Here is a 23,727-nt window from a genome sequence, read left to right as displayed (position 1 = left end):
GTACGACCTGCCGTTGCCGGTCCCGCCGTTGCGCGGGTGGTGCCTTCGGCGTACGCCGTTCCTGCTTGGGCGGCGCGCATTTTTGCCCATATAGTTAGCTCCCTAATTACTTTGTGAGGATGCCATGTCCCCGCCGTTCGTCCTGTGGCGCGAGGCCGCCATCGCCTATCTCGCCCCCGCCCTCAGCGCCGGTGCCGCCGGGCTTGCCACCGGCCAGACCGGGCTTGCCATCGCCGCGGTCACCTCCATCGCAGGCACCTCGGGGCTTGTGGCCGCAGTCGTGGGGCGGTGGCTCGAGCGCGGGGGGCGCCCGCGGCGCTGGACGTTGGCCACACCCACGCCGGCGCTCGCCGCCCTGCTCGCGGCTGTGGCTGCCATACTCGCGGGCGCAGTCGGGTGGTTCGCGGGTGCCTGGCTGCCCGCGCACGCAGGTGCTCCGGATGCCGCGTGGCTCACCCGTCTGCGCATCGACCTGCCGCTGTCCGCGGTCCTTGCGACCGTGATCATTACGAGCCGCTGGCGCGGCGTGCGGAAGCGGGCCAACGCCCTGGCGAACCGTCCCGAAGGAGTCCGCGGATGATCACCGTCATGGGAGCGAGCGGCGCCACCGGCGGGGCCCTGCTCGACAGCCTCGTGGCGCTCGGGGTGCCGTGCCGTGCGGTCACCCGCGACCCTGCCGGTCTTGTGCGTCGCATCGCCGAACGGGCGCAACACGTACGGGGGATCGAGGTTGTCGGTGCGGACGCTGCCGACCCTGCGTCGCTGCGTGCGGCATTCGTCGGCTGTGAGGCGCTGTTCCTCGCGATGGCCAACGGTCCCGACCAGGTCGCGTACGAGAATGCCGCCGTCGACGCGGCCGCGGCGTGCGGTGTGCGGCACGTCGTCAAACTGTCCGCGCCCGCGGCCGAACCTGACGCGCCGGTCGCCGTCTCACGCGGCCACTCCAGCATCGAACAGCGTCTCCAAGAACGCGGGTTGGTGGCCACGATGCTGCGGCCGTACGCGTTCATGCAGAAGCTGCCGCTGCTGGCCGACGGCATACGCCACGGCGGCGTCATCGTCGGGGCGATGGGCGGCGCGGCGTGCAACTACGTCGACGTGCGCGACATCGCGGACGTGGCCGCCGCCGCGCTGACCGGACCGCCGCCGGGCCCGGCGGGTGCTGTCCTGGACCTCACCGGACCCGAGGCCATCACGTACCCCGAACTCGCGGAACGCATCGGCCGGTTGCTCGGTCGCACGATCCGGTACGTGGACCTGCCGCCGCAGGTGTTCCGCGCCCACTTGGTGCGGGTCGCGGGCATGCCGGACTGGCTCGCGGCGCACGTCGCCGAGATCCAGCAGCTCGCCGTGCTGCGGCCGGAACGGCCGACGGACGACGTGGCGCGCCTACTCGGGCGGGCGCCGCGCAGCCTGGACGCGTACCTGGCGGAGCATGTGGGCCTGTTCCGCTGACGGGTGCGAGAGAGGGCGGCGAACGGGCGGCGCACAGGGGCCTGCTGCGGCCGGCGTGTCCGGATGCGGTCGGCGGCGAGCCCGTGGAGCAGGATCACGCCGTCGTTGTGTGGCGGCTTCGACGACGTGCTGCTGGGGGTGGTGGCGCGGGGGGGCCTGAGCCGGCCCGGCTGCGAGGGCTTCGCCGGTCACCGTCGTTGCGTGCACGGACGAACCGTGCGTGCACGCACCGACGGCACCCAAAAGTGGCACCCAAAAGTGGCACCCAGAAGTGGCACCCAGAAACGGCACCCCGAAACGGCGCCGCGACAGGGCGCATCACCCGATCAGACGCGTCGCCCCTCGAGGTAAGTCGCGCGGATCTCGATCTCCGCAATGTCCTCCGGCGCCACGCGACGCGGGTCCTCGGACAGGATCACCAGGTCCGCGTACTTGCCGGGGGTCAGTGAGCCGATGATGTCGTCGGCGTGCAACTGCCAGGCGGCGTCCAGGGTCTGGGCGCGCAGGGCCTCGTCGACGGTCAGGTGCTGCTCGGGGGCCAGGACACGTCCAGCCCGGGTGCGGCGCGTGACGGCGGTGGCGATGTTCCCCAGCGGGTCGGCCGGGGTCACCGGGCTGTCGTTGTGCAGTGAGATCCGGACGCCCGCGTCCACGGCGGACCGGGCGGCCACCCAGGTCTCGGCAGGGGCGCCGAAGAGGTCGTCGACGAGGACTTCGCCCCAGTAGCGGATGTGCGCGGCGAACAGGCTGCATGTGATGCCGAGTCGGCCGGCGCGCGTGTACTGCGCGGGCGTCATGGCGCCGCAGTGCTCCAGGCGCAGGCGGCGGGCCCGGCCGTCGTCCGGGTCCGCGGCGGCGAGGAGTTCCTCCCAGACGTCGAGTACCAGGTCGATGGAGATGTCGCCCTGCGCGTGGCAGGCCAGTTGCCAGCCCTGCGCGAAGTAGGCGGCGGCGATGGCGCGGTAGGCGTCCTTGTCGTAGTTGGTCCCGCCGCGGTGGTCGCACGGCAGGCCGAGGACGGCCCGGGTGGCGTGCGTGTCGAGGTACGGGAACGAGGTGGCGATGTTGCCGTTCCAGGGTGATCCGTCCACCCAGGTCTTGATGCCGACCTGGCGGACCATGTCGTCGCCGTTGGCGAGCGGGACTTCGCTGGCCAGGCGGGCGTCCGAGACCTCGTACAGCCGCAGCCGGGCAGTCAGTTCGCCGCCCGCCGCGAGCGCGTCGAGGAACGGGCGCCGCGCGGCATGGAAGGCCATGTCGGACACGGTCGTGATGCCCACGCGGTTGAGGCCCGCGAGGGTCGCCTTCAAGGTGGGGCCGGCGATGTCGGCCATGCGCTTGAGGACCGGCCCGGCGAGCATGCCGATGGCCGCGCCTTCGTACGCCTTCCCGGTCGGCTCGCCCGCGTCGTCGCGGGCGAAGTGGCCGCCGGCCGGGTCGGGGGTGTCGCGGGTGATGCCGGCCGCGGCCAGTGCTGCGGTGTTGGCGTACGCGGCGTGGCCCGAGTTCGTCAGGATCACCAGCGGCCGTGCGGGGGAGAGGCTGTCGAGCCAGTCGCGCGTGGGCTCCTCCAGGCCCTTCTGCAGCAGGCCGTCCCAGCCGTACAGGTAGGCGCCGGTGCCGTCGTCGGCTGCCTCCGCGTCGGCGACCGCGCGGCGGATCGCGGCGAGGACGGCGTCGGCGTCGGGGACGGTCGCGGGGCGGATGTCGCGTACCGGGCCGTCCTGGGAGAGCGCGAGGCTGATGGGGTGGCTGTGCGCCTCCACGAAGCCGGGCAGCAGGCAGCCGCCCGCCAGGTCGACGATCTCGGTGCCGGGGCCGGCCAGTGCGCGGATGTCGGCCTCGTCGCCCACTGCGGCGATGCGTCCGCCGCGCACCGCGAGGGCTTCGGCCTCGGGACGGGCGTCGTCGACCGTGACGACGCTGCCGCCCAGAATGATCAGGTCAGCATGCGGCGCCATCGGCGGCCTCCTCGAGGATGTGGGCGGTGGCCATCGCGTAGTCGTGCTGCCGCATTGCTCCCCGCTCCTCACGTGGGTCTTGGTCTGGAGGGGCACCACGATGGCAGCCGGTCTGGACCCATGGCCAGATCCAGAATGCGACGCCTCGATGGTGCCAGTTGTCACAAGTGGAGAAGTCCGGTAGACCAGAGGCCTTGCTCCGGAAGCACCCCGTCCGGTTCCCGCGGGGTGCGGCCGCGACGACAGACCAGGCCGGAGGACCGTGTACATACCTCTCGACCACGACTCGCCCGAACCGCTCTACCGGCAGGTCCGCCGGGGGCTGCAACGCGCCATCTCGACGGGTGACTTCGGGGTACGCCGCCTGCCGTCGTCGCGCGAGCTCGCGGCCTCCCTCGGCATCAGCCGCAACACCGTGAACCTCGCCTACCAGGAGCTGGTCGCGGACGGCTACGTGTCTGCCCAGCCGCGCTCGGGCATGGTGGTCAACCCCGAACTCGCGGACCGGCTCGCCCGCCCCGAACCCGGCCCCGAATCCGGCCGAGAATCCGGCCCCGACCCGTCCCCGCCCCACCGCCCGCGCCCGCAATGGCTGGGCGACCTCGCCGCCCGGCCGCCGCTCGACACCCTCCCGCACATCAGCAAGACCGCAGACTGGCAGCGCTACCGCTACCGGTTCGCCACCGGCCACGTGCCGCTGGAGGCGTTCCCCACCGCCGCGTGGCTGCGCTGCCTCCGTACCGCGCTGGGCGGCGAACACCGCGCGGCCAGCCTCCAGGACAGCCAGGACGCCGACGACCCGCTGCTGCTCGAAGCCCTGTGCCGCGACGTCCTGCCGGCCCGCGGCATCGCCGCCGACCCCGCCCGCGTCCTGGTCACCAACGGCTCGCAGCAGGGCATGCACCTGATCACCACCGCCCTCATCGGCCCCGGCGCCCGCGTCGCCGTCGAGGACCCCGGCTACCCCGACGCCCGCCACATCCTCGCCCGGGCCGGCGCCCGGCTCGTCGGGCTCCCGGTGGACCGCGGGGGCGTGGTGGTCGAACCTTGGCCGGACGACATCGCCATGGCACTCGTCACCCCGAGCCACCAGTACCCGACCAACGCCACCCTGTCCGCACCGCGCCGCGCCCGCTTGCTCGAACTGGCCGCGGCAGGCGGCTTCCCCGTGGTCGAGGACGACTACGACGGCGAGCTGCGCTACGTCGGACGCAGCACCCCCGCCCTGGCCGCGAGCGACCCGGCGTCCGTGGTCTACCTCGGCAGCTTCGCGAAGTTCCTCGCCCCCGGACTGCGGCTGGGCTACGTCGTCGCCGAGCCCGAACTGATCGCCTACCTCCGCGACCTGCGCCGCTACATGGTCCGCCACCCCTCCGGCCACCTGCAGCGGGCCCTGGCCCTGCTCATCGCCTCCGGCGAATACCGCCGCTGGGTACGCACGCTGCGCACTCTGCTCCGCGAACGCTGGCTCGCCGCCGGGCAGGCCGTCGACCGGCACCTGCCGACCTGGCAGTACGACCCGGCCGCGGGCGGCGTGAGCCTGTGGCTGCGCGCCCCGGACGGCCTCGACACCCGCCTGCTCGCGGGCCGGGCCGCCGCCGCGGGGGTACTCATCGAGACCGGCGAGACGTGCTTCCTGGACGGGGACCAGCCGGCCTGCACCGTACGCCTGGGCTTCGCCTCGATCCGGACCGCGGACATCGAACCGGGCATCGCGGCCCTCGCCGCGGAAGCCAGGGCCCTGCTCGGCGGACGGTGACTCGAGGATCGGCGCCCTCGCCGCGGCGGCCGGGGCCTTGCTCGGCGGCAGGTGACCCGGGCAGGCAAACCCCTCCTCCGCGGACGGCGGCCCAGCCGGCCAGGGCCTTGCTCGGCGGAAGGTGACCCGGGCAGGCAAACCCCTGCTCCGTGGACGGCGGCCCAGCCGGCCAGGGCCTTGCTCGGCGGAAGGTGACCCGGGCAGGCAAACCCCCGCTCCACGGACGACGGCCCAGCCGGGCGGACCCCTGGGTCGACGCCGTCATCTGGACCCGTCGATCCGCTAGGTACTGGCTCTTCACCAGGACCAGAACCCCCGGCAGTCTCGGATGCCATGACGGTCACTCAGCACGGCGCCCGGCCCGCCGCCCGGCCCGCCGCCCGGCCCGCCGCCCCCGCCCAAGGCGCCGAGGCGGCCGCCGCATGACCACCGTGCCCACCATCGCGGCAGCCGCTCCCATCGTCGCCGCGGCCGCTGCCGTCCAAGGGTGCACCGGAGCCGGCTTCGGACTCGTGTGCGCGCCGCTGCTGCTCCTCCTCGACCCGGCCCTCGTGCCCGGCCCCGTCCTGATGGTGAGCATGGTGGTGACCGCCGCAGGCGCCTACCGGGAACGCGCCGCGCTCGCGCCCCGCGACCTGGGGTGGGCGGCGGTCGCCAGCGTCCCGGGAACCGTGGTCGGGCTATGGGCGCTCGGCGTCCTCGCGCCGCGGCCCACGGCGCTGATCGTCGCCGGAACCGTCGCCGCGGCGGTGATCGCCGCCTGGTGCGGGCTCCGCATACCCGCCACGCGCACCACCCTCACCGCGGCTGGCGGCCTGTCGGGGTTCCTCGGCACCGTCGTCGGCACCGCGGGCCCGCCGGTGTCCCTGGTCTACCGCCCGACCGACACCGCCCGCCTGCGCGCGACGCTTTCCGCGTACTTCACGGTCACCTCGCTGGTCGCCGTGGTCCTCCTGGCAGGCACCGGCAAACTGTCCGCAAGCCAACTCGGCTCCGCGCTGTCCCTGCTGCCCGCGGCACTCGCCGGTCTTGCGGCATCCCTACCGCTCGCTGCCCGCCTCACCCACGGCACCGTCGCCAACGCGGTCCTGGCCATCGCCTTCGCCTCGGCCCTCACCGTGGGCACGCAGGCCTGCCTGTGACGGCGTCCGCCGACTTCATGCGATTGCCTCGTGCGCGCCGGGGCATTTCCCGGTGTGCGGCGTGCTGTCATGCCCGCACGGCGACCGACGCCGCCCGCCGCCCGGACGACTGGAGTGCGTATGGAACCGCCGAGCGAACGGGCGCCGCGCTTGGGCAGTGTGGCGGCTTTGGACCGTGTGCTGGCCGACTGCCGTGCGTGTCCGCGGCTGGTCGAGTGGCGGGAGGAAGTCGCGCGCGTCAAGCGGGCGGCGTTCGCTGACGAGGAGTACTGGGGACGTCCGGTCGCCGGGTTCGGGCCGGCTGATGCGCGCATGCTCGTCGTCGGCCTGGCGCCGGCCGCCCACGGGGGGAACCGCACGGGACGCATGTTCACCGGTGACCGCTCCGGCGACGTCCTGGTGCGGGCGCTCTACGACATCGGCCTCGCGTCGCAGCCGACCTCGGAGCGCCGCGACGACGGACTGCGGTTGCTCGGCGTACGGTTCACGGCCCCGGTGCACTGCGCCCCGCCCGCCAACAAGCCCACTCCGGGGGAGCGGGACACCTGCGCAGCGTGGCTCGTTCGCGAACTGCAGCTCATGAAGGGCACCTTGGGGTCGGTCGTCGTCCTCGGCGCCTTCGGCTGGCAGGCGCTGATGACCGCGATCCCCGCAGCCGGGTGGTCGGTGCCGCGGCCGCGTCCGGTGTTCGGCCACGGCGTGCGGGTCGACCTGGCCCCGGCCGATCCGGCCACGCCGAGACCGCTCGCGGTGTTCGGCAGTTATCACGTCAGTCAGCAGAACACCTTCACCGGACGGCTCACTCCGGCCATGCTCCGCGAAGTCCTCGCCGATGCCGCCACTGCCGCCGGTCTCCACCCGCGGACACCGTGACCCGCAACTGCCTTGCGGCGGCCTGAACCGCGGCCGAGGCACGGAGCAAATCCCGGGCTTCCGGTGGCGCCCTCGGCGGAGAGGTCCGTTTTTTCCAAGCCTGGACCTGCGGCGATTGCGTAGCGTCACCGGTCGCGGCGTGCGTTCCGCATTGCCCCAGGAGGAGGCAGGAGGGCGCTCGTCGCGCCGAACCTGCTGTTCGCCGACGGGGGTTCACCAGCCGACGCGGGCTGGTCCGGTACGGCCGTCCCGTACCGGCCCGCGTCTTGGGCGCACGCCGGGTGTGCAGGGCCTCCACGCGGGGAGGGGCCTTGCGCGCCCGGTGCTGTGGCCGATTCGCGCGGGGCCGCGAACCAGGCGGAGCCGGGAATGTCCGACCGCACTAGACTCCGCCGCTGTGCTTGATCGCCCTCGTCCCGGCCGGGACTTCACCGTGACCCAGGTCGGCGAGATGTGGCGGCTCAGCCGTCCGCAGCACCCCGGACTGGCGCAGTACCTCCACGAACGGGCCGCGTACGTCGGCGCCCCCGGGGCCGGCTACACCGTCCGGCTGGTGCCCACCGGACAGGTCACCGTGGTCGTCAACCTCGGTGCGCCGTACGCCAGGGTGGCCCGGATCGGCGCCCGGACCTCGGACAGCGGCCCGATCGGCTCGCTGGTCAGCGGGCTGGACGACGGGCCCGGCGTGTGCGAACACCCCGGCGGCCAAGAGTCGATACGCATGCAGCTCACGCCGCTGGGCGCGTACCGGCTGTTTGCGATGCCGCAGTCGGAACTCGCCAACACGTCGCTCGAACTCCGGGACGTCCTGGGCCCGGAGGCCGACGAACTCGCCGAACGCGCCGCGGCCACGACCAGTTGGTCACGCCGGTTCGACCTGATCGACGCCGCACTGCTGGCCCGCATCCACGGCGGGCCGGAGCCAGACCCCAAGGTCGTGTACGCCTGGCGGTCCGTCACCACGCGCCCCGGCGCCGTCTCCATCGCGCGGATCGCCGAGGAGGTCGGCTGGAGCCGGCGGCACCTGGCGCGCCGCTTCACCCAGCAGGTGGGGCTCACCCCCAAGACCATGGAACGCGTCGCGCGCTTCCAGCAGGCGGTGGCCATGCTGTCCCGGCCGGGTGCCGATCTCGCCGAGATCTCGGCTGCGTGCGGCTTCTACGACCAGGCCCATCTGAGCCTGGACTTCCGCGACCTCGCGGGCGCCTCGCCGCGGTGGTGCGCCTCGGCCGCGTGGGCCGTCGAGGACGCCATCTACCTCGCGTGACCGGAGGCGCCGGGATGCCGTTCGGCGGGATGCCGTTCGGTCTCCCCGGCGCCACCGGGACACGTCTTGCGCTCGGCCGCGCCGCGCGATGTCAGCCGCGTCGTGCGGTCAGCCGCGCTTGGCGGCCGGCCAGCCGTAGCCCCAGCCGCCCTGCACCATCGTCTGGAACGCCCAGCCGTCCTCGGTGCGGACCAGCAGGTCGGCGTAGTGCATGCTCTGCCGCTGCCCCTCGATGGTCATGGTCGCCTCGGTCTCCACGATGACCAGGTTTGCGCTGACGAAGCGCGGCGTCCGGACGGACGACAGTTCGAGCCCCGCGGTCCCGCCGCCCATCGCCTGGCCCATGGCCTCGACGTACTCCTCGCGGGTCCACTGCTTCAGCACGGCGTGGCCGCCCGGCACGTCGGTGGCCACGTTCATCGGGAACACCGCCAGGTCGGCCAACTCCTCGATCGCGCCGCGCTCGGCGAGAGCGTCGTACGCGGCGAACCACGCGTCGACGGCCTGCAGTTCTTCGGTGGTCGGCTGGTACATGGATGGTCCTCCTGGGCACGTTCTCGGGCTTACTTCGTACAGCGTACGGTACGATGTACGGAGTTCAAAGCGGCAATTCTCCGGAGCGCCGTCCTCGGGGCGGGCCACCGCTCAGGCCCAAGGTCATCAGGCTTGGCCTGCAGGGGAGTTGCGCCCAACGGGTTGTCGGTGGGGTGCGGCACGCTGAGGCGATGAGCTTCTTCGAGGGACTCGTCGCGGCGGACCCGGAGCCCGAACCGCCGATGCCCCAGGCGCATTACCTGGTGCGCTACACCCCGCCGGACGAAGGCCACGGCGAGGAGCACCCGCCGAACCACTGGCTCGCGCCCGCCTGGGTGCCGCACCCGGCCGAGGCCGGACGCGGCCCCGACGTGCGCATCAGGCTCGACGGATGGGAGGTGTGGCGGTGCTCGGCCACGCTGCGCCTCACCGTCTTCCGCCGGGTCACCGAGAACCACGGCGGCATGTTCACGAGCGTCCATCAGCGCACCGCGAGCGGCCTGCGCTTCGGGCCGCTGCTCGGCGACGGCCGCCGCGTGACCACCCGTCGCAGGGGGAGGGCGGGTGGCTCGCTTTGCACGGTAGTGGCCTTGCCCGCATCCGACTCGAACCCCGGAATCGGTCCAGGTTGATCTGCGCGATCCGCGAGTACCGGCGCGGCAAGGAGGAGCCGAAGGGCTTTGACCGGCGTGACTCCCGCGACTTGATCACCTGTGCCCACATCCAGCTCGGTGGACCGATTGTGCTCGTCCGGGACGACATCCGCCTTTAACTGACGGCCGGCGTGCGTGAATTCACCGACGCGAACGCTGAGCTCCTGTATTCCCCGCATCGCCGTTGTCTAAATGCGTACGGGCCTAAGGCTTGACGGGTGTAGTGAGAAGAGCTCTGCTCCATCTCCCGCAGTGTCAGGAGACTTGATCAGCCGGCATAGCAGAAGGCATGAAACACAAACGAAGATGATCCGACCCATTCGCAACGTCGGCGACGAGGTCTTGAACCTGCCCAGAGATCAAATCAAGCCAGGCGGTCAAGGATTCCACACTCGACCCTTGGTCATTCTCGTGCTTAAGGATACGTTCTCGGTCGCCTCGGCGGCTTGGATCAACGTGGATAAACAGAAGGGCGAGCAATGACTTCTCTTGTGAAGAAGGTCCTGGCGGTCTGCGCGGTTGCGCTATTTGTCTTCACGGCTTCGACGCCGACCGCCAGTGCCGGATCCGTATACAACGTGAAAATGCGTCCCTTCCTCTTCAATGGCCTTCTTGTCGAAACGGGGCAGGATTGGTGGCGATCCGATCCCTAATCTGTTTAGACCCCCAACCCTAGGCCGGGATCAGCCGCTGCGGCTGCCCCTGCGGGGGATCACGCGGACTTGGGGAAGCCCCTTTCGACCCTTTGCCGGCTCTCCGAGTCCCAGACTTGGCGGCGTTCGACGGTGACCGCCGCGACGCGGCCCAGGACGATTTCGGCGCTACGGCCGCCAAACTTGCCCCATGGCCAGCCGCACACCCCGGGCCCTCACCCGCGCCGCAGCTCGCAGCCAAGATCACCATCGCAGTCCAACCTCGCGCGCGGCCGTACATTCAGTCGACGGGCGTTTGACTTCGGGGTGGGGGTTGCATGGAGCGGTGGGAGGACGATCCGGCACACCGAGCAGTGGTGCAGGCGTTCTGCGAAGGGGATCCGCAGGCGCAGGCGGGCGGACCGTTGGATGTCCGTGCGGTGGTGGCGGCCATGCCGCGTGAGGTCAAAGACGGGTTCCTTCTCTGGCGCGTTCCCTGGGAGCGCTTCCCTGACGGTGCTGGTGTGCCGACGGCAGTGTGCGAGCTGCGCTCGGACGACCCCGCGGTCGTCCGGAACGCGCAGATGCAGTTGTGGGGGTGGTGCGCGAACGACATGCGGGCTGCGGTCGCGCCGGCGGTCCCCTTCCTGCTGCGGGTCGGCGCGGATCCAGGTGCACATCACCGGGCCCGCACCCTGCTGGTAGCGGCCGGGGTGGCGCGCTGGCACAACCAGGGTGTCTGCACACGTGCCGAGATGCTGCGCTTCCGCTACTGCGGCGACGTGTGGGCCTTCGAACCGAGCGGATACCTGGGGAGTTGGTCGGTACGGGCCGCCCGCGACGCGATCGCCGCGGACATCGACCTGCTCGTGCCACTGCTCGACGACCCGGACCCCGACATCCGCACTGCCGCCACGTACGCGCTCGCGGCCGTGTCCGAACAGGCCGACGACGTCCGCACTGCGCTTCACGCCCGCCTGCGTGCCGAGCACGACCCGCGTACGCGCGCCGGCCTGGTGCTGGCGATCGCACAGCTGGCCATCGCCCACCACGACGCGGGAGCCATGGCATGGACACACGCGCACTGGTCCGACCCCGGCAGTCCGCCCGAGGTCCGCATCAGCGCCGCACTGGGCTGGCTGTGCCTGTCCGATGCACCCGTCCCGCAGGAACTGCACGCAGTCATCGACGAACTGGCCACAGACGAAATGGCTTTGCTGATGGCCCCGCTGCCGTGGATGGTCGATGCCGAAGACGTCTACGGCGATGGCCTGCGCCGAAGCCTTCAGACGATGATCCACGCGGTAGCCGAGGACCGGTGGCCACCGGCGACCCGGACGACGCCGAACCCTGACCACGCTCAGCAGGCTTCTCGCGGCACCGGGCCGGACGGCGGCTACACCGATGATCCGCCCTTCTAGCCAGGCAGGACATGCCGCAGCCTGGAGAGGAGCCAAAAGCAGCGGGCCGGTTCTCCGGCAATGGCATTCGCTGCTGGCTCGGACGGCAGATAGAGGCGCGCTCGTGGGTTCAGGACAGGACGACCGCGTGTGGCACCGATCAGTGCGCGTCTGTTAGTTGCCCCGGGCTGCTGGCGTGTTCGTGCTGTGGTGCCGACTGATGGAGCGTCAGGAGAGGCAATTGGGCGCGGGCGTACACGACGGCGCATGACCCATCGCCCGTGCATCCATCGCGCCGTCAACTCTCCGTCACAGCTCCACAGAACCTGACCCAGAGCCACTTCTTATGGACAAAGCCAAAGCGTCGACGGCTGCACTGATGTCCAAGGCATCGTCCACGGGCGCAAGATGGCCACACGGAGGCTCGCTGATGACACCGACGCTGTGGTGCAGGTGACGAGCGGCAGCAGGCGAGTGCTCAGGCGAGAGCCGACTCCAGGAAGTGGTAAGCGAGTCGGCGGTCTTCGGCGGTCTTCGGCGGGGAACGCGTGGCCGCCTGGCCGGAGGTGCACGGTGGCGTGGTCGTGCCCTCGCTGCTCGAGTTCGCGGGCGATGTCGGACGCGCCGCGGCTCCACACGTCCTGGTCTCCCGCAATGAGCAGGTACCGGCATTGCCGGGCCGCCGAGATCACATCCTCGACGTCGTGGTCGCGGGCGAAGCCCGGGATGACGAAATCCGCCTGGAAGCCCGCGTCTCGGGCGGCCGAGTCCCGGTAGGGGATGCACCCGCAGTTCGACACGCTCGCCTGGATGCGCCGGTCCCAGGCGGGCGCCCAGATAGCCATCCGGCCGCCGTAGGAGTGGCCGATGAAGCCGACGCGCGCCGCGTCGGCTTCAGGGAGCGACGTCCCGTAGTCGATGGCCAGGCTCACCTCCTGCAGCAGGTCCGCCAGAAGCGTCCTTCCCTGCACCAGGCGCGAGGACAGTTCGAACCAGCTGATGTTGTCCCCGTCGGCCCAGTTGCGGTCCTCGAAGCCGATGGCGTCAGGGGCGATCGTGACGAAGCCTCTGCGGGCGAGTTCGGCGGCGTAGTGCTGGTCGGTCTGGCCTCGCAGCCCGACCACCTCGCTCTTGCCGAGGTCGAAGCGGCCGGCGTGCTGGTGGTGGCAGAACACCAGCGGCGCCGGACTGGTCAGGCCGTCCGGGATGCAGACGAACACCGACGCGCGGCCACTGGGCACGTCGTACGCGACATGGCGGAGCAGATAGCCCTCGCAGGGCCTCTCGCTGACGATCTCGACATCCCCGACCGCCGCCGGAGCGATGGGACCGAGAACACGACTCAGCGACGCGGCCGTCAACGGCTCAGGCATGCCGGCAATCCTGACAGAAGCGCAGCCTTCACATCCGGCCGCGGCTGCGCCGCACTGGACGACCTCCACGCCCTGCACTGGGCAGCGCACAACCGCGGGCGCCCCGACACACCGGGGGCGGGGCGTCTCCTGCTCGCAAATTCCTTACCAGTAAAGGATATTCGCGGATTCTGTCGTCGGCGTGAAGAGCGGGGACCGCGGCAAGGTGTGTCGCCGCGTTCTGATTCGATGAACCCTGTGGACTACGACGACAGCAATCTTGCCCGTACCGGTGCCTGTTCGGGGCCGGGACTCACTGCGGAGCCGTCGCGGCTGGTGCGGCTGCGGACACCCGGTGGCGGTGCTCCGTCGCGGCCCGCTGTCATGAACGGCGTGGTGTATGTGGGGGATGCAACGGGTGCAGTCTGCGCTTTCGACCGTGACAGTGGAAGCCGGCTCTGGCACCGCGACCACAGTGCGGCCGTGCACCCGTACGCAGCCCCCGCTGCGGTGGCCGTCGGCTCCGGACGTGTCGTGGTCGACGCCGGCGGGCGTATCACCGCCCACGATGCGCATCAGGGCGAACTGCTCTGGGAAATTGAGGGGTTTCACGTTCGGCCCACGATTGCCGACGACATGCTGCTGGTCCTGGAAGGGCTGGACAGCCTGCATGCTGTCGATCTCGCGTCCGGGGCTCGGCGATGGTCGAGCGGACCGCGGTTCGACGGGGCGGGCTACGGCTTCCTGCAGACTCGGCCGACTGTTGCGGGCGGCAGGGTGTTCGTCGTCGAAGGCTTCGAGGGAAATCACGTCCACGGCGGGCTCCATGCCTTCGCCGCGGACACGGGTCGGCTCCTATGGGGGGTCGAGAGCGACACCACCGCATGTCCCGATGATCCGGCCTGTGTCGAGGACGATCTGATGGTGGCGCCGTTCCACCCGGTCTATGCCTACGGCTTGGTCTGGACTCTGCGCAGCCGCGACCACGCCGAGGAGGCAGCGACGTTCGAGTTCGTCGGTGCCGACCCCGCAGACGGAAGCCCCCGTCACCGCGTAGCCGACTCTTCCTGGCCGGACCTCGAGGCCGACGAATACCCGGCCGGAGCACCAGTGTTCACGCCAGGCGCGATCATCCGCACGAGCAGCCGACGGATAGAAGCCGTCGCGCTCGACACCGGCATCGTGCGCTGGACGCGCAGCTTCGCGGCCGAGATCGTCGGCACGCCCTTGTGGGCCGGAGGCACGCTGCATACCGCGACCGCCGATGGTGCCCTGCACGCCGTGGACGCCGAGACCGGCAGCTTGTCGTGGAGCCTGACACTGGACGCTGCGACATCCTGGACGCCGGACTGCGGTGAGTATGACGAGCCCGAGACCCCCTTCGTGTTGTCCGATGGTGCCTTGTACGTCTGTACCGACAACGAGGTTCTCGTACTGCGCTGACCCGCACGGCGGTCGCGCACGAAGCGGTGGCCGCAGCCCGCGTGACAACTCTTAGACAGCAATTTCCCTTGCCAGTTCAAACACTGACTCAGGAATTTCTCGGCGGGCCTCCAAGACATGGTTGCGAGCGAGACGCAAGGCGACGACAAGTTGCACCGGGGAGTAGTCCGCCTCGGAGCTCAGGACTTGGTCCAAGATGGACAGCACTGGAATCAGACTGGCCTGGGTTTCGCCAGACAGCCCATCGATGACGCTGCAGTCCTCGGTCAGCACAGCGTCGACAAGCGACCTGCCGGCAGCGACAAGGCCTTCGCGGCCAACCGCCCGTACCACCCCGTCAGCCCCATCCCACTCGGGCAGCCAGCGGAATAGAGTCGGTGGGTGATCAACATGCATGTGCGGGGGGACGGCGGCGTTGTAGTGGCCCGGGCCGCATGCGGACTTCCCTGGTTCGAGACGCTCGCCGGTCTCGACCCGGCGGCCTTCCCGATGCTGGGCTCGCTCGACCCGTATAGGGACGCAGCGTTCAGAGGCCCGCAACTTCCAGCGCTGATCGATGAACTGGAACGCCTCCCCGCCGAGTGCGGAGGCCCCTGGGTCGCCGAGGTCCGGGAGCTGTGCCGGATCGCCGCCGGAGGCATTTCAGGCGACGTCTGGTTCATCGGCGACTGAGCTGACCGCGCCGACGTCGTCACGCGATATCCGCCACAGCCTTGAAACGGCCAGTGCTGAGGATGCGCTTCACAAGATGCGGCAACAACCAAGCGGATTCGCCACTGGTGCCTATAGCGACGCCGTCTTGCCTGGCCCGGAGGCACTGGAGGAACCGATCTCGCTGACCTGGCCCCGGACGATGAGCGGAGCGGCCAAGGACGGGGCCAGGGTGCGGGCCACGGTGGCCAGCACGGTTTGGTCCTCGTTGAGGAGTTCGCCGCGCCGTTGGGCCCGATACAGCACCGGCAGCGCGGCAGGCGTGTTCAGGTCGCGGCTGATTGCCGCGTCGAAGGTGTCGAGGACACGCTTGCCTTCCGACGACAGCAGCCCCGCGGCCTCGGCGTGGGACCGCACCTGCGGGAGCGGTTCCCTGCGACGCAGGAGGTTTCCCCACCGGCGGCGAGTGACCGAGGCGTCCCAGAACGACACGCCGTGGTGCAGGGCTGAGCACTGGAGCCTGCGTGGATGACGGTAGTGGCCTGCCCATAGAAGCCCAAACTCGAAGTCGGCGATGCAAATGCCGTGTTCGGCGAGGTCGGTCAGGTTGGGCGGACGATGCTCGATATGCCAGTCCCGGTACGTGCAGACCTTGCTGAAGGTGCCGAGTCGCACCACGTCGACAAGAAGGTGACAGCGCAAGCCCTGCCGGCCGTTGTCCTGTGGCCCGGACACGTGCACGCATACGCGACCGGCGACTCCTGGGGGGCAGCCGCGGACGCCCCCCGGGGGGTAGGCGAGGTGGGTTTCGGGCTCATCCCGGAGGACGTGGTATCCCTTCCAGGTCAGCACGCGGCATAACGTCTCGGCGATTACGCCCGCGCGCGCTTCACCCAGTGTCAGCGCGCCTGCGCTCGCTGGGACAACGGATACCACGATCGGGACTGCAGCGGGAGGCGGCAGCGACACGGTCCGCTGCTGTCCTGCGTCGAACAGGCTTATCGGCGCACCGTGACTCGTCATGCGAGTCACCCAATCATCCCAGGCGGCGCGAATCACGGACTGTCACCGGGGCAGTCGGCCAGAGCACAGCCAGTACCCGTGCCACGCTGAGAAGCGCCGCTTGCTCGACTGTGAGTGGGTGAGGAACTTCATCGAGCAGGTCTGTCCCAACCCCCGAGCCTGAGATGGGGAAATACAGGCAGCGCCAACATGGGACGTGCTGAACCCCGGGGCAGGGCGAGACCCCTGACCTGTGAACCGGGACAGCAGCGGGAAGCTGTGGCATCTTGGGCAAGCACCCGGCAGTTCAGCCGTCGAAGCGCATCCAGTCAATGCCTGCGTCGGCGAGCCGACGCAGCGCGCTGCGGTGGGTCGCGCCGGCCGAGACGTAGCGTTCGTTGTGGTTGACGTGCTCAATGGCGACGACGAGTCCCGGGGCCACGTACAGCACGCTGCGATCGGAATGCCAGTGGAGCGGATGCAGCGGGACCGGGCGCAGACCTGCGGCCAGCTCGTCCGCGACGGTTACCGGGATGCAGGGGAAGCCGCTCTCGGCCCTGTAAACGGCCGTCACCATGGCCTGGCGGAGGATGAACTGCAGCAGGAACCCGCTCAAGGGTTCGGGTTCGCGTCTCGTGACAGGCTCGCGGCCGTCCCAGGTCCACCACACTGCCGGATCGTCCTCGTCGAGATCGCACGCCCAGGTCCAGTCGCCTTCGTTGCCCCCGGCGAACTCCAGCCGTCCCGTCGAGGCGTCAAGGCTCAGCTCTTGCGGGAAGCGGATCGCGTCCCAGGCAGCCAGCACGCGTCGGCTGCGGCCCGCCGCCATGAGGTACAGCTCCCGCAACGGCCGGGGAACTGGCAGCTGCGCGGCGTCCGCCGCGGCCGCAGCCGAGTCGGGCTGCTCCCGCTCGACGACCGGGAACCATCCCGTCACGAAACTCTGCAGCGCAGCCACCCGGTCGTCGGCCGCATGGTCGAGCCAGTCCAGTCCAGGCAACGAGTTCGAGTCGCCCACCGGGCGGGCCATGTCGAGCACTTCGCGGCTCAGAGGCGTGAGCAGTTCCCCGCTCCACTCCGCAAGCGCTCCGGACCAGGTGATCTCCCGGCCGCGTTCCCGGCCGGCAATTCCTAGGTAGAGGAGACCTGCGGCGACCCGGACGAAGATGTGCAGAGGCATTTCCCGGTCACCGTCGCCGCTGGGGTAGAACCACTCGAAGCGTCCGACCAAGCGCGGCTCGACGTCCTCGGGAATCGGACCGACGATGGTGAAGGAGCGAGCGTCTCGGACCCCGCTGAATGCCCAGTCGTCGGATGCCGCCATGACAACCGCGGTCGCCGCTTTGGCAAGCACGAACACCGTGCCGTCGCCGGTATCAACGCAGGTGCCTGCGCCCAGCCACGCAACCACGGCGCGATCGTCGACCAGGACACTCCGCCCGGGTCCAAGGGGATCGGTGCTCACGCTCCCATCCTGGCAACCAGGTGCTGGAACGCCTCAGCGGGGGCAGAGTCGGTGGCACTGCCGCTTGCCCGATCCGCCGCGGATGCCACACAGGATCCGGTCGTCAGCTGTCGAGCTGTTTCACAGGCGGTCGCTCATGAACCACCATCAGACGCACGCCATGTATAGGGCTTTCGCCGCTTCATAGGACGGGCAGAAAGGGTGACCATTTGCAAAATCCCGTGAAACGATTTGGCCTGTGAACCCGCGAGCCGCGTGTCAGTGTGCGTAGCGTGCTCCACGGATGCCTGAAGTCGTCTGCACGCTGGGCCGGCAGCGGTGGCTCGATGAGGGGGCGGCAGTTCGCCGCTGCGGGTTTGTGAAACGGTTGCCGCGCTCCCTTTGGGCCGGTGGCCTCAGGGTGCGCGTGATATGTCATCTTGGAGCCGTCGGCAATTCCCGGGCGTATCCCGTCTTCCGAACCATTGACGCAGCCGAGGCGTACCTGCGCGCACGGCAACTCGTGCAGCTGCTGGAGTACGTCGAGGACGACGTTGCCGTGAGTGTCGAGCTCCGGACCGTTGCCGATGCACGGCGCATGGCTGCTGTGTTGCCCGGGGCGGCCCGGGTGTGGTCGTCGAACCGTGCCGCATACGTCGACCTTCGCTCGGCCGCGGAGGACGAGATTGCGGCGGAGCTCCCCATCCACGTGCTGGCCGATATCCAGGCCGGCGCCGCCGAAGAGACGGTCCTTGGCGCGCTTGGCGAGGGAACTGCGTCGATGCAGTGGGGCGGCCGGTGGCCGGAGGACTCGGATTCGGAAAGCGACCCGCATCCCAAGTACGACGGCGTGCAGGTTGCGTTCCACGACGACCGGGCCCAAGGCGGCGAGTGGGTCGCGCACCACACCGTGTTCGTCCACGTCACCAAGTGGGGAGACTCGGCCAGGGCCCGCAGCCTTGCCGCGCACATCGGAAGCAGCGTGCTTGGCGACGCCCAACTCGGCATCTGACAGAGTGCGGAAGGCTTCGGCCCAGGCGGGCCGCAAGCGCCGTGGTCCCCCTGCTCCGCAAACGAGTCCTGTCGGCCTGACGAGTATTCGGCGGTCAGGCGTCCCAACGCGCGAAGCCGGTCAGCAGCTCGGTTGCGGGACTCAGGAGATCAAGCAGGGGCGCGTCGATACCCAGCGCGTCCTCGAGGTCGGCCAGGTCGTCTGGTTCCCAGACAGTGCGGTGCTCGACCGGCCGGCCGTCCCGCCACAGGTCGAACCACGCCTCCCCGTGCGCGGCGTCGCGGCGCAGGCTGGCGACCTCGGTGCCGGCTGACACGCGACTGAGCAGCTCCTGATCGGCGGCATACAGCGTGACGTCCTCAAGGGCGAATGCCCAGCCGCTGCGGGATCCGGCACGGAGGACGGCGACGATCGTTTCCTCTTCGTCGCCACCGACTTCCAGGTCGGTACACAGTTCCAGAGCGTCCATCGCGTCCAAGGCTGCAGTGTGCTCCGGGTCGGAGCCCAAGCGGTCCAGCAGTTCCTCGGGCGACAAACCCCGGGCGAACGTCGCGCAGAACCCGTTCGGGAAATGCGCCCGCTCTGCCAGCCACCGGGTTCCGTCGCCGTCCATGTTCATCTCCTCGAGGGCGGGCAGGCAGCCCACAGAAACACTCCGTGCTCGCGCAGCATAGGCAGCTTGCCCGACAGCACCCCTGCGGAGGGCAACGAGTCCTACCCGTCTGACGGTTACGTCCCGTCAGGGTGCAGTTCGGCGGGTACGCAGTACCGTCCGCCTTCTCCTTTTAAGTGGACTTGAACCACACCAGCTTGTTGCCGCAGGTGTAGTCGCAGTCGTTCTTCCACCGCAGCGGCTGGTTCCACCAGCACTTGAAGTCCGCGCACAGGCACTGTCCGAGGCCGGGCTTGTTGAATGCGGCGTCGGAGACGAACTGCCAGTTGCACTCATTCAGAGGGTTCGCTGAGGTTCCGCGTCGGGGTCTGGCCGCCCGGGGCCGGGCGCCGCATCAGTGGGTTCGGCGGTTACGTCGGGTGGGTGGCGGCGCGTGGGCGTGAGGAGGCGTCCCGGGGTGGCGTGTGGGCGGCTCGGTGGGTGGATTCGGGTTGCGACCTCGAGGGACAGGTGGGCGGATCGGTGGGGTCGTGTGGGGGGAGCGGAGGACGGTAAGGGGATCGGTTTTGCGCGGGGTGACCCGGGGGGACGCCGAGGGGCTCCGGATGTGAAAAGATCCGCTGGTCGACCACTCAAGGTCGCTCGAGGGAGACGGTGCGTACGGCTGCGCCGGGGGGCGGCCGGCGGCGCGCAAGGGGGTGGGCGGGTTGTCGGCATGGGCGCCGCTGAAGCCGGGCGACCCGGCCGCGGTCGGTCCGTTCCAGGTTCTGGCCCGGCTCGGTTCCGGGGGTATGGGACGCGTCTTCCTGGCCCGCTCGGCGACCGGGCGCTGGGTGGCGGTCAAGACGATCCGGCCGGAGTTCGCTGCGGTCGGGGAGTTCCGGCGGCGGTTTGCTCATGAGGCGCAGGCTGCGGCCCGGGTGAGTGGGGTGTTCACCGCCTCCATCATCGACAGCGACCCGGGGTCGCACGTGCCGTGGATTGCCACCGCGTATGTGCCGGCCCCGTCGCTCAAGTTGCTGCTGACTTCGTGCGGGCCGCAGCCCGCGCGGACCGTGATGTGGCTCGGGGCGGGCATCGCCGAGGCGTTGGAGTCGATCCATGCGGTGGGTGTTGTGCACCGCGACCTCAAGCCGTCCAATATTTTGCTCGACGAGAACGGCCCGCGCGTCATCGACTTCGGTGTCGTGCACGCTGAGGGTACGTACGTGTCGACGGGCGGCACGAGCGCGATCGGCACGCCCGGCTTCATGTCGCCGGAGCAGGCGTACGGCACCATGCCGGTCACTGCGGCCACCGATATCTACGCTCTCGGCCTCACGCTGGTACGGCTCATCACCGGCGAGAGCGACGCGCCCGTCCAGCACAGCGCCGAAGGCTTGCCGGAGCCGCTGCGCGGCATAGTGGAGCGCTGCCTGGACCGCGACGCGCGGCTGCGGCCCTCGCCCGGCGAGCTGATCCGGCTGCTGGCCGCCGAAGTCGACCTGGTCGCGCACGACAACGCCCAGGGCTGGCTCGACGAGTGCTCGTGGAAACTCATCCGCACGTTCCGCGACGCGCCGCTGCCCGCCACGCCGGAGGAGCGCACGCAGACCGTCCCGCCGCCGCCGCGCATGCCCCCGGGCGCAGCGCCGGTGCCGGGCCCGAAGCCCGACATGCCGCCGCCCGCGCCCAGCGCCATGCACCCGGCGGTACGTTCCGCCCCCGCAGCGCCTGAGCCGCGCTCGCGCCGTTACGCCGCGGCGCGCGCCTTCGTGCCCCCGCAGACCGAGGCCGACCATGCGGCGATGGCGGTGTACGACGACGCCTGCCGGTTCATCCACGAAGGCCGCTATCACGAGGCCGCGCGGGCCTTCCACGTCGGCTTCCAGGGCGGCGTGCAGGTCCACGGGCCGTGGCACGCCTACACGGTCTTCTCGCTGCTGGGCAACATCCACGCGATCGGCCGCCTCGGCTGGGCCACCAGCGCGCGCGACCAGGCCGCCACCGCCTTGCAGAACGCGTACCAGAGCCTGGGTACGGACCACCCGTTCACGCTGCTGCTGCGCGGCGAACTGGCGCACTGGACCGGGCACGCGGGCGACCCGGCCCGCGCTGCCGACGACCTTGCCGGACTGGCTGCCGACTATGTGCGCGCCTCGGGGCAGACCGCGGCAGTGACCCTGACCGTCCGCGCCGAATGGGCGACCTGGATCGCCAAGGCCGGCGACCCGGTGCGCGCCCTGCGGCACTTCGAGGCGCTCGTGGGGGAGTGCCGCACCGCGCTCGGCGAGAGCGCCACCGTCACCCTCGACGCCAAGAACGCCCTCGCGCACTGGACGGGCGCCACCGGCGACGTCGCCCGCGCCCGGCACCTGTACGACCTGCTCGCCGCGGAGGCGCTGGCCCGCTATGGCGCGGAGAGCTCGTACGTCGCCGGAATCCGCAGCCGCCTCGACGCCTGGACCGTCCCGGGCTGACCCGCCTGGCGCGATACCCGAGGGCGCGTCAGCCGGGTACCGCCATCTCCGCGCGCCAGTACGCGGCACTGTGCGGCTGCCCGAGCCATCGGCGCATCTGCCACGCCGCCGACTCGAACGCATCCGCGAGCGAGGCTGCGTCCGGGACGTCCGCCTCGAACGACTCGGCGAAGTGCGAGCCGTGGTCCTGCCGGCACCAGCACCGCAGGCACACGCCCGCGGACATCTGACGGCCGCTGCTCGTCCACGCGATATCCAGGAGCACCTCGAAGTTGTCGTCGTACACGCCGAGCATCATCTCGGTGGAGAGCAGGACGATCGGCCCGCGCCTCGACTGCGGTTCCGGACGCGGCACATGCTCGCGCCACCACTCCCACCGCGTGTGATGCGCGGCCGGACGCAGCACGTCGAACGACGCCACCGCCGCGCGAACGCGGGCGTGCCGGGCCGCGTCGAGCTCGGGAAACAGCTCGGTCAGGGGGACGCCGTCGAAGGTGGCGGCTTCCTCGCGTGTCATGGCGACGATGGTGTCGCCGGAACCCGCGCGCGGCAATCACCACGACGGGCGCGCCGGAGCCGGTAGCCGCGAGAGCGGAAGATGCACTGTGCGTCCGCGCCCCGGAATCCATATACGGGTGCTTGACCGCCGTGGCTTGTTCGTGCCGAACGCACCAAGTTCATGATTCCGCGGCGCTGCGGGAGCGCGGCGCGGCGGGGGAGCGGCACCGGAACAGCTCGGCGTGGATCACCGGCCTGCTGCTCGGTGTCCTGCCGTACCGCCGAACGGGTGGCGACGCGGGCCCGACACAGGCCGCCCGCCGGTTCGTTCCCGGCGGATGGCGCCGGGGGACCGTAGGGTCGGTGCTCCGGGCGACGCGGAGGGCGTGCGATGCGCAGCTTGGTCTACTCGATGGCGGTATCCCTGGACGGCTATGTCGTCGGACCGGACGGCGGCATCGCCTGGACCATCCCCGGCCAGGAGGTGTTCCGTTCGTCCGTCGACGAGATCCGCGGCGTCGGCGTGCACCTGATGGGCCGTCGGCTCTACGAGACGATGCTGTACTGGGAGACCGCTGACCAGGAACAAGAGCTGGACGAGGCGGAGCTGGAGTGGGCCGCGCTGTGGAAGCCGCTGCCCAAGGTCGTTTTCTCCCGCACGCTGACCGAGGTGCAGGGCAACGCCCGCCTGGCCGCCGGCGGACTCGCCGAGGAGGTCGCCCGGCTGCGGGCCGAGCCGGGGGAGGGCGACATCGCGATCGGCGGCGCGAACCTCGCCGCCCAGGCCACCGCGCTGGGGCTGATCGACGAATACCGGCCGCGGGTCTACCCGGTGCTGCTCGGCGGCGGCGTCCCGTTCCTCCCGCGGCACGAGCACCAGATCGACCTCGAACTCGTCTCGGCCCGCACCTACGACGAGCGGGTCATGGGCCTCCGCTACCGCGTGATCCGCTGAAACTCCGTCCGCCCGCTGCGCAAGGACCAAGAATCGTGACGCCGTTCTCGTTCACCACCATGTCTCCGCCCTGGGTGGTCTTCGCACCCGAAGGGGATCCGCGGGTCCGCGGGGAGATCGACGCGCTCACCGCCGCGGGCGGAAGAGTGACCGTGCTGGCCGCGCGCGACCTGGCGACACCGCGGCAGGTCTTCGACACGTTTGCCGCCGCGCTGGCGTTCCCGGGCTACTTCGGCCGCAACTGGGACGCGCTGGTCGACTGCCTGAGCAACTTGCACGGCCAAGTGCGGCAGCGGGACATGGCAGTGGTCGTCGAAGCCGCGGAATCGCTCCTGGACGCGGATTTCCTGGCGCTGTTCGTGTCCGTCCTCGGCCAGGCGGCCGAGCGGGCCGTCTTCCGCGTCGACGCGGAAGGCCTGCCCCACGCACTTCCGTTGTACGCCCAGCACTTCGTCTTCGAGTTCGCCCCTGACGCGGCCGCGGCATCGGACTTCGCAGCCGTGCTGCGGAGCCGCCCCGAACTCGTCGCCGAGGAACGCGACGGCCTGGTCCTGGTCCGCCTCGCCCCCAGGTGAAGCCGCGCCGGCGCCCCTTGCGCGGGGAATGCGTCCGGGGCGCCGCA

At 70.6% G+C, this 23,727-nt stretch carries 22 protein-coding genes and 1 pseudogene; 16 read left to right on the top strand and 7 right to left on the bottom strand.

Annotation, left to right across the window (positions count from 1 at the left end; translation table 11 throughout):
• The first annotated feature begins 124 nt into the window (after positions 1–124).
• Both LZ495_RS07915 and LZ495_RS07910 read left to right on the top strand, forming a co-directional pair.
• Complete coding sequence (locus LZ495_RS07915; RefSeq protein ID WP_235051521.1) at positions 125–580, top strand: hypothetical protein; 456 nt, start codon at positions 125–127, stop codon at positions 578–580.
• Positions 577–1,455, top strand: a complete 879-nt coding sequence (locus tag LZ495_RS07910; protein WP_235051286.1) for an NmrA family NAD(P)-binding protein — start codon at positions 577–579, stop codon at positions 1,453–1,455. The genes LZ495_RS07915 and LZ495_RS07910 overlap by 4 nt, the downstream gene beginning before the upstream one ends.
• Before the next feature lie 326 nt (positions 1,456–1,781).
• Here the strand turns inward: LZ495_RS07910 and LZ495_RS07905 are convergent, their stop codons facing one another.
• Complete coding sequence (locus tag LZ495_RS07905) at positions 1,782–3,416, bottom strand: amidohydrolase (protein WP_235051285.1); 1,635 nt, start codon at positions 3,414–3,416, stop codon at positions 1,782–1,784.
• Positions 3,417–3,678: 262 nt separating this feature from the next.
• Here LZ495_RS07905 and pdxR point away from each other — a divergent pair, with 262 nt between their 5' ends.
• From pdxR to LZ495_RS07885, 4 genes are all read left to right on the top strand, one after another.
• Entirely contained in the window at positions 3,679–5,175 is a 1,497-nt protein-coding gene (pdxR, locus tag LZ495_RS07900) for a MocR-like pyridoxine biosynthesis transcription factor PdxR (protein ID WP_235051284.1), read from the top strand.
• 422 nt (positions 5,176–5,597) lie between these two features.
• Entirely contained in the window at positions 5,598–6,317 is a 720-nt protein-coding gene (locus LZ495_RS07895; RefSeq protein ID WP_235051283.1) for a sulfite exporter TauE/SafE family protein, read from the top strand.
• 120 nt (positions 6,318–6,437) lie between these two features.
• Entirely contained in the window at positions 6,438–7,190 is a 753-nt protein-coding gene (locus LZ495_RS07890; RefSeq protein WP_235051282.1) for a uracil-DNA glycosylase, read from the top strand.
• A gap of 397 nt (positions 7,191–7,587) precedes the next feature.
• Positions 7,588–8,457 carry a helix-turn-helix domain-containing protein gene (locus LZ495_RS07885; RefSeq protein WP_235051281.1) on the top strand — a complete coding sequence of 290 codons (870 nt, stop codon included), beginning with the start codon at positions 7,588–7,590 and terminating at the stop codon, positions 8,455–8,457.
• Positions 8,458–8,565: 108 nt separating this feature from the next.
• Here the strand turns inward: LZ495_RS07885 and LZ495_RS07880 are convergent, their stop codons facing one another.
• A complete protein-coding gene (locus tag LZ495_RS07880) occupies positions 8,566–8,991 on the bottom strand; it encodes a nuclear transport factor 2 family protein (RefSeq protein ID WP_235051280.1) in 426 nt (141 codons plus the stop codon).
• A 191-nt stretch (positions 8,992–9,182) separates the two neighbouring features.
• On the opposite strand from LZ495_RS07880, the gene LZ495_RS07875 reads away from it, so the two are divergent.
• The 4 genes and pseudogenes from LZ495_RS07875 to LZ495_RS07865 all read left to right on the top strand — a co-directional run bounded on the left by LZ495_RS07875 (position 9,183) and on the right by LZ495_RS07865 (position 11,697).
• Positions 9,183–9,623, top strand: coding sequence for a hypothetical protein (locus LZ495_RS07875; RefSeq protein WP_235051279.1), 441 nt, complete (start codon positions 9,183–9,185; stop codon positions 9,621–9,623).
• Positions 9,602–9,760, top strand: a pseudogene (locus LZ495_RS45425) (IS630 family transposase); the annotation flags it as partial. The gene LZ495_RS07875 and the pseudogene LZ495_RS45425, both read left to right, overlap by 22 nt.
• A 190-nt stretch (positions 9,761–9,950) precedes the next feature.
• A complete protein-coding gene (locus LZ495_RS07870; RefSeq protein ID WP_235051278.1) occupies positions 9,951–10,127 on the top strand; it encodes a hypothetical protein in 177 nt (58 codons plus the stop codon).
• Between the two features lie 673 nt (positions 10,128–10,800).
• Positions 10,801–11,697 (top strand): HEAT repeat domain-containing protein, encoded by an 897-nt coding sequence (locus LZ495_RS07865; protein WP_235051277.1) that lies wholly within the window; start codon positions 10,801–10,803, stop codon positions 11,695–11,697.
• A gap of 323 nt (positions 11,698–12,020) precedes the next feature.
• Here the strand turns inward: LZ495_RS07865 and LZ495_RS07860 are convergent, their stop codons facing one another.
• Positions 12,021–13,049 (bottom strand): dienelactone hydrolase family protein, encoded by a 1,029-nt coding sequence (locus LZ495_RS07860; protein ID WP_235051276.1) that lies wholly within the window; start codon positions 13,047–13,049, stop codon positions 12,021–12,023.
• A 237-nt stretch (positions 13,050–13,286) separates the two neighbouring features.
• Between LZ495_RS07860 and LZ495_RS07855 the strand changes: the two genes are divergently transcribed.
• Positions 13,287–14,471: a PQQ-binding-like beta-propeller repeat protein gene (locus LZ495_RS07855; protein ID WP_235051275.1), complete on the top strand. Its 1,185-nt coding sequence runs from the start codon at positions 13,287–13,289 to the stop codon at positions 14,469–14,471.
• Positions 14,472–14,861: 390 nt separating this feature from the next.
• Positions 14,862–15,143: a hypothetical protein gene (locus LZ495_RS07850; protein WP_235051508.1), complete on the top strand. Its 282-nt coding sequence runs from the start codon at positions 14,862–14,864 to the stop codon at positions 15,141–15,143.
• Between the two features lie 111 nt (positions 15,144–15,254).
• Here LZ495_RS07850 and LZ495_RS07845 read toward each other — a convergent pair whose 3' ends face one another.
• Both LZ495_RS07845 and LZ495_RS07840 read right to left on the bottom strand, forming a co-directional pair.
• Positions 15,255–15,800: a cysteine--tRNA ligase gene (locus tag LZ495_RS07845; RefSeq protein WP_235051274.1), complete on the bottom strand. Its 546-nt coding sequence runs from the start codon at positions 15,798–15,800 to the stop codon at positions 15,255–15,257.
• A gap of 631 nt (positions 15,801–16,431) precedes the next feature.
• Positions 16,432–17,589, bottom strand: a complete 1,158-nt coding sequence (locus LZ495_RS07840; protein ID WP_235051273.1) for a hypothetical protein — start codon at positions 17,587–17,589, stop codon at positions 16,432–16,434.
• Positions 17,590–17,872: 283 nt separating this feature from the next.
• Between LZ495_RS07840 and LZ495_RS07835 the strand changes: the two genes are divergently transcribed.
• Positions 17,873–18,580 (top strand): hypothetical protein, encoded by a 708-nt coding sequence (locus tag LZ495_RS07835; RefSeq protein WP_235051272.1) that lies wholly within the window; start codon positions 17,873–17,875, stop codon positions 18,578–18,580.
• Positions 18,581–18,674: 94 nt separating this feature from the next.
• Here the strand turns inward: LZ495_RS07835 and LZ495_RS07830 are convergent, their stop codons facing one another.
• The gene (locus LZ495_RS07830) at positions 18,675–19,193 is read right to left on the bottom strand and encodes a DUF6461 domain-containing protein (protein WP_235051271.1); all 519 of its coding nucleotides are present in this window, start codon (positions 19,191–19,193) and stop codon (positions 18,675–18,677) included.
• A gap of 707 nt (positions 19,194–19,900) precedes the next feature.
• Here LZ495_RS07830 and LZ495_RS07825 point away from each other — a divergent pair.
• Complete coding sequence (locus LZ495_RS07825) at positions 19,901–21,652, top strand: serine/threonine-protein kinase (RefSeq protein ID WP_235051270.1); 1,752 nt, start codon at positions 19,901–19,903, stop codon at positions 21,650–21,652.
• 28 nt (positions 21,653–21,680) lie between these two features.
• On the opposite strand, the gene LZ495_RS07820 is transcribed toward LZ495_RS07825, so the two are convergent.
• Positions 21,681–22,169 carry a hypothetical protein gene (locus LZ495_RS07820; protein WP_235051269.1) on the bottom strand — a complete coding sequence of 163 codons (489 nt, stop codon included), beginning with the start codon at positions 22,167–22,169 and terminating at the stop codon, positions 21,681–21,683.
• Positions 22,170–22,541: 372 nt separating this feature from the next.
• Here LZ495_RS07820 and LZ495_RS07815 point away from each other — a divergent pair, with 372 nt between their 5' ends.
• The gene (locus LZ495_RS07815; protein ID WP_235051268.1) at positions 22,542–23,105 is read left to right on the top strand and encodes a dihydrofolate reductase family protein; all 564 of its coding nucleotides are present in this window, start codon (positions 22,542–22,544) and stop codon (positions 23,103–23,105) included.
• Between the two features lie 35 nt (positions 23,106–23,140).
• Entirely contained in the window at positions 23,141–23,680 is a 540-nt protein-coding gene (locus LZ495_RS07810; protein WP_235051267.1) for a barstar family protein, read from the top strand.
• The last annotated feature ends 47 nt before the right edge of the window (positions 23,681–23,727 follow it).

The organism is Yinghuangia soli, from assembly GCF_021502675.1.
In the GTDB taxonomy this organism is placed as follows: Bacteria; Actinomycetota; Actinomycetes; order Streptomycetales; family Streptomycetaceae; genus Yinghuangia; species Yinghuangia soli.
This window is presented reverse-complemented; position numbering and strand designations above follow the sequence as displayed.